This is a genomic window from Sphingomonas parapaucimobilis NBRC 15100 (assembly GCF_000787715.1).
Lineage (GTDB): Bacteria > Pseudomonadota > Alphaproteobacteria > Sphingomonadales > Sphingomonadaceae > Sphingomonas > Sphingomonas parapaucimobilis.
In genome coordinates this window covers 1-15,060 of sequence record NZ_BBPI01000001.1, presented here as the reverse complement: position 1 = coordinate 15,060, position 15,060 = coordinate 1, and the positions used below count along the sequence as shown (strand labels likewise).

Below are 15,060 nucleotides of genomic sequence, written 5' to 3'. Positions count from 1 at the left end.
GACGATGCTCAGCCGCTGCCTGTCCTCCTGTTCCATAGCTCGGCAAGCGAGCGGTCGTTCCGTCGTCTCGCGGTCAAGGGAGTGGCGCGTCTTCCGGTCCTGTCTGGTGCCGAGGTGCGACTATTCGACCCCAGTGGCCTGCTGTCCGGGCAAGCGGGGCATTCCGTTGTGCGATAAGGTCAGCAACGGTAGAAGATGACGTAGATAGCTGGAATGAGTAGTACCGTCAGCAGCGTTGAGGCCGAATAGCGGCGAGATCGCAAGTCCCTGGAAGATCGGGTCGGTCAGGATCACGGCGGCACCGATCATGGCCGCCAATGCGATCAGCAGGATCGGCTTGAAGCGGATTGCCCCGGCCTCGATCAACACCTCGCGCAGCGCTCTGTCGGGGGGTCGGCCGTGGCGAATGAAATCGACCAGCAGGATCGAGTTGCGCACGATGATGCCCGCCAGCGCGATGAAGCCGATCATAGAGGTGGCGGTGAACGATGCGCCGAAGATCAGGTGACCGATAACGATACCGATGAGCGGCAGGCGGAAGCTGCAGAATTGCGCGATGACAAGGACGTAGATGCCGAGCAACGCCGCACCGAACGTGGCCCCATGTCGCGGAAGGTGACCCAGGTGATCTCCCATTCGCCGTCCCACAGGATCGTCGGTCGCCGTTCATCCTCCGGTCGACCGTGCAGGCGGGTCACCGGCCGGACCAGTCCCTGCGCCGCCCAGTCATGCGCCGCGATCGCGCGATTGATCGCGATGATGCCACAGACCGGAGCCTCGAACGTCCCCGCCAATTCCGCGGTCACCATGTCCGCTGCGCCGGCGTCGCGCCGGAACAGGATCGGACTGCCACGCTCGAGACGCGCATCGATCACCTCGCCCAGTTCGACCAGTCGCCCGGCCCCGAATGGGCTGTGTCCGATGGATTTCACCTAAGTCCATAGCTTTACGGTTTTCGTCGATCCGGCCGTGCAGCAGCTTCGTGCGCTGGGTTTATTGGCGCGGCGGCGACTTTTCCTCGTGACAGGCGTTGAGCGGCTGTAAACGCCGGGAGATTGGGTGATGAGGGGGGTGTTGGTCCGGGGCCTGGGTTGGTTCGTCGCTATTCTCGGCGGCTTCTTCGCGGTGGCGGGCGGGGTACTCGCATCGATTGGCGGATCGACCTATTATGTCATTGCCGGGATCGCGATGATCGCCAGCGGGGCGTTGATCGGCCGTGACAAACCCCTCGGCCGCTGGCTGTTTGTAGGGATCTGGGTCGGAACGCTCCTGTGGTCGCTTTGGGAGGTCGGCCTTGACGCCCTGCAACTGGTTCCCCGTCTCGTCGCTCCCACCGTATTGCTGGTGCTCGTCCTGCTGACGGGTTGGCGATCCCGATCCTGGCGATCGCGTGCCCATGCCGCGCCCGCAGTCGCCGCGGCGGTGCTCGCCCTCGGGGTCGGCGGCGTCATCCTCCACGGCGATCCGATCACCGCACAGGAGGCGCCCCAAGGCGCTGTGCTTCCAGCCGCACCCACGGGCGAGGCCGACGCGGACTGGCGCGATTACGGCGGCACGCTGTCGGGACGGCGCTATTCCGCGCTGGCCGACATCACGCCGGGGAATGTCGGACGGCTGGAGCTTGCCTGGACGCAGCGCACCGGCGACCTGCCAATGGAAGCCGAATCCAAGGAGCATAAGCGCGAATATCACTCCGAAGCGACGCCGATCCACATCGGCGACACGCTTTTCACCTGTACGCCCCATTCCTTCGTGCAGGCGATCGATGCGACCACTGGCAAGACCAAGTGGAGCTGGCACGAGAATGCGAAGATCGAGGGCAATAACTATCTCGTCTGCCGTGGCGTCACCTATTTCGAGGCACCGGCGGGGACTCCATGCCCTCGTCGCATCTTCGCGCCGACGTTCAACGCCCGGTTGGTCGCGCTGGACGCGGACACGGGACGCCTGTGCCCGAGCTTCGCCAGCGGCGGCGCGATCGACCTGCGCGCCAATATGGGCACGTCCAAGCCATCCGACCAAATTGGCACGACGCCACCGGTGGTGGTCAACGGTCGGCTCATCATCGGCGAGCGGATCATCGACAACGTCAACCGCGACATCCCGTCCGGCGTCGTGCGGGCCTATGATCCGGTGTCGGGCGCGCCGGTCTGGGCGTGGGACGTGGGCCGTTCGCCGGACGCGATCGCGCCGCTGCCGGCGGGGCAGACCTACACGCGTGGTACGCCCAACGTCTGGGGCGCGATCACGGCTGATGCGGCCAACGGTCTCGTCTATCTCGGCACGGGCAATGCCTCGCCGGATTATTGGATCGGTTACCGCCGACCGTTCGACGACCGCTTCGGTTCGTCTATCGTCGCGCTGGAGGTGGCAACGGGGAAGTTGCGCTGGACGCGGCAGCTGGTCCACCGTGACATGTGGGACATGGACCTGCCGATCGGTCCGTCGCTGTTCGACTATCGCGCGCCCGATGGCCAAGTGATCCCCGCACTGATCCAGACGACGAAGATGGGGCAGGTCTTCTTTCTCAACCGCCTGACCGGCGCGCCGATCGCCGCGATCACCGAGCGGCCGGTGCGCACCGATGGCGCGACGCCGGGCGTCCGCGTCTCGCCGACGCAGCCCTTCTCGACCGGCATGCCCAGCTTCACGCCGCCTGCGCCAACCGAAGTTGCGACCTGGGGGGCAACGCCGATCGACCAACTGTTCTGCCGCATCGACATCCGCCGCGCACAGGGGACCGGCATCTACCAGCCGATGGGGCTGAAGCCGATCATCGGTCATCCGGCGTTCGACGGGGTCACCGACTGGGGCGGCGCGGCTGTCGATCCCGTGCGCGGGATCATGACTGTCAACACGATGGAGATGCCGTTCAAGCTATGGCTGATGCGGCGCGACGATCCACGGGTCGCGCCGATGATGAAGCAGAAGCAGGGCGGCGAGAACGCCATGCAGGCGCAGCTCCAGACCCAGTACAACACGCCCTATGTCGCGGTGGTGAAGGCATGGGTCGGCATCTTCGGCGCTCCGTGCGTCGCGCCGCCCTGGGGGCATTTGACCGCAGTCGATCTCGGCACCCGGCGCGTGCTGTGGAGGAAAGTGCTGGGCACCGCGCGCGACACCGGACTGTTCGGGTCGCACCTGGGCGTGCCGATCAAAACCGGCGTCCCGAATCTGGGTGGATCCATCATCACTGCGGGCGGACTCGCCTTTATCGGGGCGACGACGGACCAGTATCTGCGCGCTTACGACCTCAATACGGGCAAAGTGGTTTGGAAGGCACGGCTGCCCGCCGGGGCGCAGGCGACGCCGATGACCTATCGCGGTCGGGACGGGCGGCAATATGTCGTCATCACCGCAGGCGGTCATGGCGCGCTGGGCACGCGATACGGGGATTACACGCTCGCCTATGCACTGCCGAGACGCTGACGAAAGATCGATGCCTTTCGCCGCAATGGGCATTCCTTGTACGATCCCGTCCGCGAGCGATCGTGCCGCGACAGCGGGGCAAATGTGCGATGCGCCGTCAGGTTCGGCGTCGCGTCGCACAGCAGGCCAAGCCGCGTCCGAATGATTGCCGCACCGGCCTTAGCGAACCCTGGCTTGCGGGATTTGTAGCCGCCCGGATATGGCCGATGATGTCATTGATGATGACCTGCTTGGCGCCTTGATCCCCGCGAGAAATTTTGCCGCATATATTGATCACCATATTTTCGAAGATATCGACCAGCGCTTGCATAAAAACGGGGCCAACCAAGGCTGTACGGATCGCTGCGCGCCGTCTTGGTTTCCATCGTTTGGATTTCCCCAAGGGCCTGTTTCAACGGGGAATTCGTAGTGCCCGCCGCGGGCGTTGCCCATGCGAGTTTCGGTGCAAGGCCATCATCTCCCATCGGGCCGACAGCCGGGGGACGAGGCGTCCGGCCTCGACCGGGTCGGCCGTCTTGCTCATAAAATGGTTGGCGGCGCTTCGCTGGTAGAGATAGGTGGGCAAGGTCACATCCACGTCTTATACGATCACCGGCGCGGACTTCGACTGCGGGTGGACGACGGCGGTGTGCGCGCAGCCTGATGTTGCAGCCCGGTGTCCCGCCAAGCGCGGCCGGACGCCGGAATAGCGGAAATCCGGGGGTTCGCGCTAATGGGGAGCGGGTGAAGGGATTCCGTTCCATGATTTTGCCACACTGAAACCCGCAGAAAACTGCGGTTTCTAGATCGTCCGAAAGGCTATGTGCTACAGTTTGGTGCCCAGATCAATGCGCCTTGCCTACCACAGATTCAGCAGCCTCGATGGATCGAAGATGCGCGTTTCGCAGCCGAAGAAACGGAGCAGTCGCGCCGCCTCCTCGATGCACAGGCGCGGATAAGACCGCTCACGCAGCGCCCCGTAGAGCAGCAGGATGCGGGGCGGCGGATCGCCAGCGCCCAGCCCGAGGACGGGCCGATCGAGCGCGTAGCGCCGGTCGAGCGCGGGCAGATGGTCGGCGTCGGCAAGGTCGCGGAGGGGCATCAGGCAATCCCAATTCGCAGCGCGAGCGCCGCTAGCGTTATGAGCAGGACAGGCAGAGTCAGCGTGACCCCGACCCGGAAGTAATAGCCCCATCCGATCCTGACGCCCTTCTGCCCTAGGACATGCAGCCACAGCAGCGTCGCGAGCGAGCCGATCGGCGTCAGCTTGGGGCCGAGGTCGCAGCCGATCACGTTGGCGTAGATCATCGCTTCCCTGACGGCCCCGGTCGCGTGCGTTGCGTCGATCGACAGAGCGCCCACCAGCACGGTCGGCATGTTGTTCATCACCGACGACAGGACCGCTGCGATGACGCCCGTGCCCAGCGCAGCGCCCCACACGCCGCCTTGCGCGCTGCTATCGAGCAGCGCCGCCAGATGATTGGTCAACCCTGCGTTCCGTAGGCCATAGACGACCAAGTACATGCCGAGCGAGAAGATCACGACCTGCCACGGGGCGCCGCTCAGCACCTTGGCCGTTGGGATCACGTGGCCCCTCCCTGCGATCACAAGCAGCAGGATCGCGCCGGCAGCGGCCACGGCGCTGACCGGCACGCCGAGCGGTTCGAGCAGGAAGAAGCCGGCGAGCAGCAAAGCGAGCACGATCCATCCAGCGCGGAACGTTGCGGCATCGCGGATCGCCTCGCGCGGCGCGCGCAGCGCCCGCACGTCATAGTCTGTCGGTATGTCGCGCCAGAAGAACAGCAGCAGCGCCGCCAGCGTCGCAGCGATCGACACGAGGTCGACCGGCACCATAACGGACGCATAGTCACCGAACCCGACTTGGAAAAAGTCGGCCGACACGATGTTGACGAGGTTCGACACGACCAGCGGCAGGCTGGCGGTGTCGGCAATGAACCCGGCCGCCATGACGAACGCCAGCGTCGCCTTGTCCTCGAACCCCAGCGCCCGCAGCATGGCGATGACGATCGGCGTCAGGATCAGCGCCGCACCGTCATTGGCGAACAGCGCGGACACGCCTGCGCCGAGCAGCACGATCAGAACGAACAGCCGACAACCATTCCCCCCGCCCCAGCGGGCGACATGCAGCGCCGCCCACTCGAAGAACCCGGCTTCATCGAGCAACAGGCTGATGAGGATGATCGCGACGAACGCAGCGGTCGCGTTCCATACGATGCCCCATACCACTGGCACGTCGGATAGGGTGACGACGCCCGCGAGCAGCGCCACGACGGCCCCGCCCATCGCGCTCCACCCGATCCCAAGGCCTTTGGGCTGCCAGATGACGAGCGTGATCGTCGCGACGAAGATCAGGATGGCAAGAAGCATCAGGCGACGCGATGGCCCGACGCATCGACCACCTCTTCGCCGTCCTCCTTTGCGAACGCGGCAAGCTGGCCGCTCGGCAGCAGATCAAGGACGGCTTGAGAAGGGCGGCACAGCTTCACGCCGAGCGGCGAGACGACCAGGGGTCGGTTGACGAGGACGGGATGCGCCATCATCGCATCTATCAGCGCTTCATCGGACAGCGACGTGTCGCCCAAGCCCAGCTCCGCATAGGGCGTCCCCTTCTCGCGTAGCAGATCGCGGGGCGTCATGCCGGCGCGGTCGATCAGCGCGACCAGCAGCGCACGCGCGGGTGGGGTCTTCAGATACTCGACCACATGCGGCTCGATGCCGGCATTGCGGATCAGCCCAAGGGCGTTGCGCGACGTGCCGCATTCCGGATTGTGATAGATGACGATATCGACAGCCACGGGGCGTCTTTTCAGCAGCAGGGGGCGAGTTCGGCGATAAGCGGCGCGCACAGTTCCGCGTTGCTGGCGCAGCAATCCTTGACGAGGAACAGCGTCAGCGCCCGCAGGCCGTCTAGGTCGGCGCGGTAGATGATAGACCGGCTATGGCGTTCGGAGCGGACCAGTCCCGCGCGGGCGAGAATACCGAGGTGCGCGGACATGGTGTTCTGCGGGACTTTGAGTTGGCGGGCGATTTCGCCAGCGGCCATCCCGGCGGGTTCGTGGCGCACCAGCAGGCGGAACACTTCTAGGCGCGTTGCCTGTGCGAGAGCGCCGAATGCAGCGATTGCCGAATCAGTTTCCATATATCCAGCATAGTGGATTCGTCGCTATTGTCATCCTAATGGATCGCTTCGGCCTACCCGATCTTACCCAAGTCAGATTCTGCTAGGAGCAGACTTTCTTCATGCGATTGCCATCGAGTTGGCGGCGTGGACGCGCCAGCCTATAAAGACAGACAATGAGCAGTTCGGCCCCTTCTCAGACCCTGTCTGCGCCCTTGAGCGCCCAGCGGTGTGACGCGATCGGAACACTGCTTGCCGCCGTGTCGCGCATCGTCGGTGCAAGGGCTGACCGCCGTCGCGGCGGCGCCGGTGTATATCGTTGCCTGCAGTCGATCATCGTGACGCTATTTTCGATCGGCATGCTGGTTTGGCTGCGTCTGCAATCGGGCATCCGTCGTATTAGCGCTGCGTTCGACCCACTTGCGCTGCAACGGTCGTTGAATCGTCCGCCCCAACATTGGGCCGCACCATAACCGCCATCGTCACCAAATCCCGCGCCTGACCCAATTGGCTCTGGCGCAAGATGACAATGTGCCAGTCGGATCGACCTGTTGAATGCCGTCTCCTGCGAGACCTGCGATATCGCAGGTCTCGCAGCTTTCGCAGGATCAGTCGGGCTCGCAGACGGCGAGTGATACCATGAAGAAGAGTGAGGATTGGCTCCGTCCCAATGTCTTGGCGGAGAAGCTCGAAAATTTGGTCAAGTCCGGACAGTGGAAACCGGATGGCTGTATTAATAAGGCGGCGGCCTTGTTGGGCGTCGAGCCCAACGGCCTCTTTTACAAAAATGTGAGGCTCTGGGTGGCCGCCGGGGCTGAAAGGGACGCTCCGCCGGCGCTCGAAGTCCCGCCCGAAGTCCGCGCAGCGTTTGAGAGCCTTTTCGACCGGTTCACAGCGGATGGAATGAATACCTTGCTCAGCGCCTTCCGGGATACGGTCAATGCGATACATCGCGAGGCTTCGCTCCGTATCGCGACGGCCGAACAGCGCGTCAGCAGGAGCGAAGCCGAGGTTAGCACGCTGATGGAGCGCTGGATTAAAACGGAGCAGGAACGTGATAACGCAAGAGCCGAAAGCAACCAGCTCAGGGCTCAGCTCGATGATGCCCGTCGTCGTGAAGATCGACTGATCGGACGGCTGGAGCAACTTTCTATTCAGTCGGATAAGCCCACGATCACCAAGGTCGGCGGGGTCGAACTCGGTGCGAGCGATCAGCCTTCGGCTGAGATCAAGTCGAATGACAGGCCGGACGGCGACCATGACGATCGCGAACCCGTTGCTGACACCGACGCCGACATTCAAATCCGCAGCGAGCAGCCCGAGACGATCGAAGGGTCGCACAGTAGCGGGACCGTATCGGCGGGCGATGCTGAACCCGATACGATGCCGATGAGTGAAATCTGGAGCGGCGGCACCGCTGACGAGCAGGGTAAAATGGAAAGCTGACCTAACAGCGCCCGTACTGCCGCCGGCGGCGTCAGTACGGGTTACATATGCTCACATCCGCTCGAGGTTGTAAGCCTGCGTGGTCGTCATCCAATCTACCCGCAACAGGAACTCCACCGCATTCTTTTCCAAATTCCTTGCTCGGATTATATTGGCATTGGCGAAGGTAACGATGAAATGTTCGGGTAATTCCACGACATCTCCGAGCGGTGTGGCGGATCGGTAGAGCTTGGCGATAACGGCTTCGGAAAGGGTATTCCCTCGAATGACCAGTTTAGCACGCCGATTGCGCATCTCGTCATAAAAAATTCCATCACGCATCTGATACGTCAGCCAAAATCTACCATGATAGATGATGCCGCCGTCAGGAAAATATTCATCTCTACAATCTGGATTTTGGTCGGATGATATGCGGCGAGGTGTGACGCCACGGCCATTTTTCCATCGATCCATCATCAAATCGATATTTAGGCCGTACCGTGCCAGCCACGCGAGGCCCGCTAGCGAAATATATTCCATTCACCTCTCCTTGTTGATTTTTACGTGCAGCCATCTTGACAGCAGATCTTGCCATCTCGTCTGCGGCCAGTGCCGCGCCACCCTGGATTGCGCGAAAGCTGGATAGAAGCCCACGCGGCTCCATCTTTTACTGTGCGCCGGCTGACGCCTCGGATCGGAAGATCTGCGTATCGAAGTCGATCCACAGACGTTGTGCGTGACGCTTCAGCGCGCGACGCACGGTGGCGAGATCCTGCATGGACAGGCCCAGGTGGTCGGCAAGCGCCTGCCCGCGCAACCCAAGGCCGATCCCGTCGACCAGCGCGGCCTGACGCGGTGAGGCAGCACTGAGCTGGTCGAGGATGCGTTCGCACACCAGCCGGACGCGTTCGATCTCGATGACGTCGTCGGCCGCCAAGACGGTATAGCCGCCCATCGCCATTTGTTCGGCCAGGACCTCGACTGGCAGCGACACGACGTCCTCGCCGCGCCGTTCACGAGCGCGGCGATGGGTCGAGGCGATGCTGCGCATGATGCCCGCCAGGAACCGCTCGCCCGACACACCTTCACGACACGTACGCGTTGTCAGCGCACCGACGATTGCCGTCTGTAGGAGATCACGCCCTTCACCCGGATAATCGGCGGCGAATTGGTCGGCGCAGCGCGTCATTGCGGCGCCGGGCGCCATATCGATCCTGACCAGCTCCGCCTTGATTTCGTCGCGGGTGAGTTGGCGGGCGTCCTCGGCAGGAACGAAGGGCTTGGACATGACAGGTCCTACTTCCTCATGCGCCACGCCGAGAATTTGCAGACAGGCTGTCCGCGTTTTTCCGTAATGGCGCATGTGAGAGTAGGACCAGCCTTGTCATGACGGCGAGGCTAACGCAGGTTGGTGAAGCAAGGGTGAAGGGTCAGGCGGCGTCCTGATCCAACCACGGCGCCAAGATCGCGGCATCGTTGGCGGCTTTCGCATATTTTGCGGCGAAGCGCCGATCCCGATGCGCCTGCAACGCTGCGATATATCCCCGATCCGGTCGCTGTTCGATGACGCGGCGAAGGATGCGATCCTCGACCGCCTCGGCTTCGGCGCGGGGGTCCGTCAGCCGCCGCCAGCGGGCCAGCAACAGTGCGGTCGAGATGACGTCGACCTCGCAGGCGGACGCCACCTCTTCCCATCGTCCCGTCTCGATCAGCCGGGTGACCGCGAAGGGCGGACAGGTGATCTTGCCTGGCAGGTCCATCGCGGCGAGAACCTCGGCCAGATGGATCGGCTTGATCTTCATGCCTGCGGTCAGCGCGCGGGCCAGGTCGATATGCCGGTCGCGGTGGAAACCACCATGCGATAGCCAGCCCCAGCATTTCGGTAGCGACAGACCGTGCCGCATCGCGGCCGCAATCAGCACAGGGATGTCATGGACCAATCCCATCCAGGTGCAGAGTTCAGCCTCTGGCGGGGCGTCGGCCAGCACGCGAAGAACGCCGGCCACAACACCGCGTTCATCCAATTCCGGGGCGGACAACGTCTCGAAGCTTCGCACATCAAAACCGCCCTCAGCATCCTCGACCAGCACCATGATCGACGCGACGCAGAGCGTCTGGAAAATCCATCGCGGACAGGTCAGCGGGTCTTCGCTGCGGGTGTAGCCACGGCGGATTGGTTTGTTCGGCGACGGCGTCCAGCGCTCCATCTGCTGGTAGCGCTGGTGGGCGGCATGATCGAGAACGGCGGACTCAATATCGAGCACGATCCAGCTGCGTCGTGGGCGAGGCGTTGTGGCTTCGAGGGGCATGTAAGGTCTCTAGAACAATCAGGAATTAGCGGCCACCAACTGGTGCCGCCGGGTAAGTCAGGCGAAGCGGACGATCGTCTCGTGCAAGGGCTGCGGGCAGGTAACGGCGGCACCGGTGGCAACGAACTGGTTATCCGGCAGCAAGTCGCTGCTGCGGGTGGCGGCCACCGCCTTGATCCGCGACATCGCCAGCGCACGGCCGTCGCGCACGGCCTTCGGCCGACCCGCCATGCGGATCAGCGAACCCCGCGTGTCGATCGCGAAATGCTCGTCGGTGGAGGTGCTGACCAGGATCACGCGTGCGCGATCGTCCGCAGCGAAGGGAACAAGCCGATCGATGATGTCGACCGTGACCAGATCGCGAAAGGCCACCGCGAAGCCATCCGGTTCCCTGGCGGTGATGGTCGACCATCCCGAATAGACAAGGTCCTTGTTCAGCGCCTGTGCGATACGGCCAAGCTCAACGCCAACCGGCGCTGACATCGTCTGGCCCGAGGTAAATGCGATCGCGTTGTTCACCGGCGCGAAGGTGGGCCAGCCCATCAGCTGACGCAGCGCGAGCATGAAGTTCTGGTGGCGGACGATCATTTCCATGGGTGCATTCCTTTCTGGTGACGGCCGCTTCCCGGCCGGAGCATTTTTTCCCGTTCCTGACGGTGCTCACCGCACCGCCTTCGATGATCATCAATGGACTTCGCGGAGCCGGTGGCGTGCCGACACGGCGACCAGCGTCTCGATCGCCTGGCTCAGCCGGCGTATGGAGCGCGTCCGTCGGAACAGGCGCAGCAGCGCGTTTTCGGCGGCCTGTTCGACCTGCGGCAGTGCCGATGGCGGCAGGCCGAGCTGATGGGCAACGTCCCGCCAGAGGGCGGGCAGCACCAGTTCGGCATCTTCCGGTCGTGGCCCCGACACGTGGATGACCTCGACCCGCGACAGAAGGGCTGCGGGCAATCGGTCGATGCGGTTGGCCGTCATCACCCAGTTGATGTGCGACAGGTCGATCTCGGCGGCGAGGCAGCCGTCGAAGTAGCGGCTGGCACCACCTCCCTCCAGCATGCCGACCAGCGTCGCGACCGCATCGCCGAGGTCGCTCGCCACCGCCTTCTCGACTTCATCGATGACGATCACCGGATTGGCGGTTTTGGTCCGCTGCATGATCATCGCAGGCAGGCTGGGCTGCGGATGCCGAAAGCCCCTCGGATTGCCCGCCAGTACCGCGTTGCTGTTGACCCCGGCGAAGGACAGCACTGCATCGCCGCAGCCCGACAAGGCCCCCAACCTGCGCGCCAGATACGTCTTGCCCGCCCCCGGCGGTCCGACAAGCAACATAGGGCGCAACGCCAGCCATGGCCGCCCCGCCCAGATGCTCAGCGCGGCGCGTTCTGCGATCCGGTCGGCGAATGCCGCCATCCACGGTGCCTCGGCGCGCAGCGCCGCCGCCAGCCGTGCCTCGCCGCTGCTGCCTGCGCGCTCCAGCATTGCGCCGCCGGCGAGCGGCAGCGGCTGGGTGAGCATCGCATACTGCGTGGGGATTGAGGTGCTCCATTCGTTGTCCGCCAGACCGTCGGACGGGATCGAGCGGCACGGACGGACATGCGGCCTGCAATTGATGACCATCATCACGACCGCACCTCTGCCGCCGGTGTGGCGAGCCAGGCTTCGGCGGCGGCGCGGACCGGGCCAGTGTCCGGCTGGCCGTCCAGCCACAGACGCCATGTGGCTTTGGCACGGGCGGCAAGGTGATCTTCGATATCGCCGTGATTGCCGTTCCGGTGCGCGTCGGCGAGCGCGTTGGCCGACATCGGCACGAACGGCAGACCGGCGCGGTGGGCGATGGCGTCGAACGACGTCGCGGCGGAACCGCCAAAGGCGTCGGCGACGTCGACCATCTCGCCTTCCAGCGCCGCATGCAGTCCGCACAACATCCGGGCGGCGGCGACCGCGTTGCGCGCGGTGCCGGCGCATTCGATCAGGGCAGGAACGACGATGTCCTCGGCGCGCCATAGCAGCAGCCTTCCGGGCGGATGGCGTAGGCGGTCGGCCAGCCAGGCGATCGTTTGGGCCGGATCGTCGGTGACGGTGGTGCTGTCGGCAACGAGATCGAAGCCATAGGTGCCGAAGCTTCGGCGTACCGCGAGTGTTGCGGCGCCGATCAGCAAAGTGCGCGCCGGTCGTTGCGCCATGGCCGGTTGGCGGATGCAGGCGACGGACAGGACAAGGGTGTCGGTGGTCATGACGGGGGTCCTTAAATGACAACGGCCCGGCCATCTGCGTTGATGGCCGGGCCGTCCGGGGAGACTCGTTGATGATGGTCGTGGTCAGGCGGCGGCGAAGGCCCGCTCATCGGCTTCACGGCGGAGCGTCGCGGTGACGCAGTCCAGCGCGGCACCCACGTCAGCGGCGAGCGCCCGTGGGCGCGACCAGCGCATCAGCGGACAGTCGACGAAGGCGTGGAGATGATGGATTTCCGGCGTCGCCTCGATCCGTCTCGCAAGCGCTGCCAGCGGTCGCGTCACCAGCGCCTCGTCAGCGTGGCGCGCAGCCGTCCAGGCGAACCACAGAACGAGAGTGGCGACCGCATCCTCCATCACATAGCGGCCGATGCGTTCATGCTCGCCCGCCTCCCACAAGGCGGCGACATCGCCGCCCGCGACATCGGTCTTCACCGGGATGCCGATCTGGTCGCACAGCGCCGCCAATCCCACCTTGCGACCGAAGCTCGCATAGCGGTCGGCGAGATCAAGATGCTCGCCGCCATAGCGATGCGCGGCGGCATGATCTGCCAGCGCCGGCAGGTTCCACAACCTGCAGCGCTGGGCGGCCAGCCGCAGGACCAGCGCATCGAACTGGGTCGAGTTATAGCCGGTAACGACCTGCGCCTGGGAGAAGCGGCGGTCGGCCGCGCGGATCAGATCGGCCTCGTCGGTATCGCCGGTTGCGACCAGCGCCTTGATGTCGAACGTCCATTCGCCATTCCGGCGGGACGCGGCGGCAAAGCCGATCGCCACCGGCCGGTGCAGCGGCCAGGGCGGGAACGCACCGTCCGGCATCGCCGGGGCGATCGTCTCGATGTCATAGGCCAGGATGGAGCCCGGTACGCGGGCGTGGCTAGACGGGCGCTGTGAAGAACGCATAGGTCACCTCATGCTCTGGAAAGCGGGACGATGTCCGCGGGCACGATCAGCGCGGCGGCGGGGCCGGTGTGCCTCTCACCTTTTCCTCACCATCCACCTGATCAAGCGGCATGCGGTAAACGGATGAAGCCGCACGTCCGGGGTGCGGCATTCCTTGTCGGTACGAATGGGCGGGACGTCGCGCAGCCGGGCCGCGACCTTGCGGCGTATGTACTTGGCGACGACGGCCCAATCCTTCTCGGTCATGACCTCATGATCGCCACGCACGATGCCATGCCGGTGCATCGCCGCGACGAAAGGACCGTAGACCGTGTCGTTCTTCTCGAAATCTGACGCGGCGTCGACCTCACGGGCACGTTGGCGTTCCGCATCATCCAGCGCGCTAAGCATCTCCTCGGCCAGCTCGATCGTGACGATATGTCCGAGCGCCTTGCTCAGCGGTTCGCCCAGCGCCCGCATCGCGTTCAGCCGGTCGGTCTGTAATCTCCCACGAATGCTGTCCGGATAGGTCTGAACTCGGAAGGCGTTCACGAGCATTCGGCGGGTACGTTCGCCTTCGCTGGTCTTTGCGCCGCTGGTGGACCGAATGCGGGTCAGTGCGTCGTCGAGCCTGCTCCAGCGGCCATGAAAACGGCGGGCGAGATGCTTAAACGCGGCGTAGAGTTCGTTTATGATGATGTCCCGACAGTGTCGGTGGTTCTATGTTGGTCGGGCGTTCGCGCCAAGCGAACGCCCCAGCCCCGATGCGGTCGAAGCCGCATCGGGGCGCCCGAGGACGCCGTGCGTCCGACCCGAGGCGCCTCGCGCCGAGCCCAAACGAGCGTATGCGAGCCAACCACCCCCGAAGCACGGGGGTGGCGCAGTAGTTGTGTGGCTTGCCACACAACTACGGTATTGCGCCTGATATGAATTTATCCCTTTACCCGTCCGACCATGGAGGTCGGCGGTGCAGGTCCGAATTTGTACCAATCTGGTTATCCGGAAAATGCCGGATGGTGTCCGCAGAGGCGGCTTTTCGCCCTATTCTGCAAAAATAGGGCATTTTCTGGATAAGGTTTTCGGGTTTGACCCAAAAATCAATATTTTGGTTTGACCTAAAATACCGCATTTTAAGGATAAACGCTAAATCAAAGGCTTATGGGCGATTTGGCTGTGGATTGCCGGTAGTCGACCGCCCAATGGAATGGTCTGATGCCGCAGTCAGGCATAGTCGTATCCGCGTTTGCCCCGAAAATCGGCATAGCTACAAAAACAGCGCTTTCTGAGCCGTTGCAAGGATCGACAGCGAATGGCCCCAAAAACGCCTTGTCCCAAAAATCAGGTATTTTGCGGATAAGCGGTTTGTCCACAAAATGGGCTATATCCCAGATAATCTCGATTTTTGGGTCAACAGCCCAGTTTGGTACCGGTTCTACGGGACAACAGAGGTGTTTGCAGAATGCGGTCGGTTGTCCCGGAAGACCACAACCAACCGCGCCGCTAGGAATTTGTTAACGATCCGGCTATAGCCTGAGGCGGCCTGCGAGACTTTCAGTTCCGCAGGCCGGGGCGTCGAAACCCTGCAGTAAAAGCCGGTCGCAAGACCAAACACGGTCGCAGAGCTCTTTGTGACCGGGTGGCGGACGCGTATGTCCAGGCCACCCGG

The 15,060-nt window shown here is 63.7% G+C and carries 15 protein-coding genes and 2 pseudogenes; 4 read left to right on the top strand and 13 right to left on the bottom strand.

Annotation, left to right across the window (positions count from 1 at the left end; genetic code table 11):
- Positions 1 to 179 precede the first annotated feature (179 nt).
- Positions 180 to 899 (bottom strand): annotated as a pseudogene (locus tag SP5_RS18630) (efflux RND transporter permease subunit); the annotation flags it as partial.
- A 163-nt stretch (positions 900 to 1,062) separates the two neighbouring features.
- Between SP5_RS18630 and SP5_RS00075 the strand changes: the two are divergent.
- Complete coding sequence (locus SP5_RS00075; protein ID WP_042482292.1) at positions 1,063 to 3,429, top strand: membrane-bound PQQ-dependent dehydrogenase, glucose/quinate/shikimate family; 2,367 nt, start codon at positions 1,063 to 1,065, stop codon at positions 3,427 to 3,429.
- Positions 3,430 to 3,628: 199 nt separating this feature from the next.
- A complete protein-coding gene (locus tag SP5_RS18945; RefSeq protein ID WP_157013526.1) occupies positions 3,629 to 3,838 on the top strand; it encodes a hypothetical protein in 210 nt (69 codons plus the stop codon).
- Positions 3,839 to 4,282: 444 nt separating this feature from the next.
- Here SP5_RS18945 and SP5_RS00065 read toward each other — a convergent pair.
- The 4 genes and pseudogenes from SP5_RS00065 to SP5_RS00050 form a co-directional block, all read right to left on the bottom strand.
- Positions 4,283 to 4,510, bottom strand: a pseudogene (locus tag SP5_RS00065) (arsenical resistance protein ArsH); the annotation flags it as partial.
- Entirely contained in the window at positions 4,510 to 5,796 is a 1,287-nt protein-coding gene (locus SP5_RS00060) for an arsenic transporter (RefSeq protein WP_042482285.1), read from the bottom strand. The pseudogene SP5_RS00065 and the gene SP5_RS00060, both read right to left, overlap by 1 nt.
- Positions 5,796 to 6,224: an arsenate reductase (glutaredoxin) gene (arsC, locus tag SP5_RS00055; protein WP_042482283.1), complete on the bottom strand. Its 429-nt coding sequence runs from the start codon at positions 6,222 to 6,224 to the stop codon at positions 5,796 to 5,798. Before arsC ends, SP5_RS00060 begins: the two co-directional genes overlap by 1 nt.
- An 11-nt stretch (positions 6,225 to 6,235) precedes the next feature.
- Positions 6,236 to 6,568, bottom strand: coding sequence for an ArsR/SmtB family transcription factor (locus SP5_RS00050; RefSeq protein ID WP_042482281.1), 333 nt, complete (start codon positions 6,566 to 6,568; stop codon positions 6,236 to 6,238).
- 155 nt (positions 6,569 to 6,723) lie between these two features.
- Between SP5_RS00050 and SP5_RS18940 the strand changes: the two genes are divergently transcribed.
- Positions 6,724 to 7,020: a hypothetical protein gene (locus tag SP5_RS18940; RefSeq protein ID WP_139330397.1), complete on the top strand. Its 297-nt coding sequence runs from the start codon at positions 6,724 to 6,726 to the stop codon at positions 7,018 to 7,020.
- Between the two features lie 166 nt (positions 7,021 to 7,186).
- Positions 7,187 to 7,993, top strand: a complete 807-nt coding sequence (locus tag SP5_RS00045; RefSeq protein ID WP_042482279.1) for a hypothetical protein — start codon at positions 7,187 to 7,189, stop codon at positions 7,991 to 7,993.
- Between the two features lie 51 nt (positions 7,994 to 8,044).
- Here SP5_RS00045 and SP5_RS18935 read toward each other — a convergent pair whose 3' ends face one another.
- The 8 genes from SP5_RS18935 to SP5_RS00005 all read right to left on the bottom strand — a co-directional run bounded on the left by SP5_RS18935 (position 8,045) and on the right by SP5_RS00005 (position 13,952).
- Positions 8,045 to 8,512: a hypothetical protein gene (locus tag SP5_RS18935; RefSeq protein ID WP_157013525.1), complete on the bottom strand. Its 468-nt coding sequence runs from the start codon at positions 8,510 to 8,512 to the stop codon at positions 8,045 to 8,047.
- A 127-nt stretch (positions 8,513 to 8,639) separates the two neighbouring features.
- Positions 8,640 to 9,260: a hypothetical protein gene (locus SP5_RS00035; RefSeq protein WP_042482275.1), complete on the bottom strand. Its 621-nt coding sequence runs from the start codon at positions 9,258 to 9,260 to the stop codon at positions 8,640 to 8,642.
- A 142-nt stretch (positions 9,261 to 9,402) separates the two neighbouring features.
- Entirely contained in the window at positions 9,403 to 10,236 is an 834-nt protein-coding gene (locus tag SP5_RS00030) for a 3'-5' exonuclease (protein ID WP_245613346.1), read from the bottom strand.
- A gap of 102 nt (positions 10,237 to 10,338) precedes the next feature.
- The gene (locus SP5_RS00025; RefSeq protein ID WP_042482272.1) at positions 10,339 to 10,875 is read right to left on the bottom strand and encodes a hypothetical protein; all 537 of its coding nucleotides are present in this window, start codon (positions 10,873 to 10,875) and stop codon (positions 10,339 to 10,341) included.
- A gap of 90 nt (positions 10,876 to 10,965) precedes the next feature.
- Positions 10,966 to 11,901, bottom strand: coding sequence for an AAA family ATPase (locus SP5_RS19400; protein ID WP_052811343.1), 936 nt, complete (start codon positions 11,899 to 11,901; stop codon positions 10,966 to 10,968).
- Positions 11,901 to 12,515 carry a hypothetical protein gene (locus tag SP5_RS19395; RefSeq protein WP_042482270.1) on the bottom strand — a complete coding sequence of 205 codons (615 nt, stop codon included), beginning with the start codon at positions 12,513 to 12,515 and terminating at the stop codon, positions 11,901 to 11,903. The genes SP5_RS19400 and SP5_RS19395 overlap by 1 nt, the downstream gene beginning before the upstream one ends.
- An 84-nt stretch (positions 12,516 to 12,599) precedes the next feature.
- Positions 12,600 to 13,415 carry a ribonuclease H-like domain-containing protein gene (locus SP5_RS00010; protein ID WP_084220498.1) on the bottom strand — a complete coding sequence of 272 codons (816 nt, stop codon included), beginning with the start codon at positions 13,413 to 13,415 and terminating at the stop codon, positions 12,600 to 12,602.
- 75 nt (positions 13,416 to 13,490) lie between these two features.
- The gene (locus SP5_RS00005) at positions 13,491 to 13,952 is read right to left on the bottom strand and encodes a hypothetical protein (RefSeq protein WP_157013524.1); all 462 of its coding nucleotides are present in this window, start codon (positions 13,950 to 13,952) and stop codon (positions 13,491 to 13,493) included.
- Between the last annotated feature and the right edge of the window lie 1,108 nt (positions 13,953 to 15,060).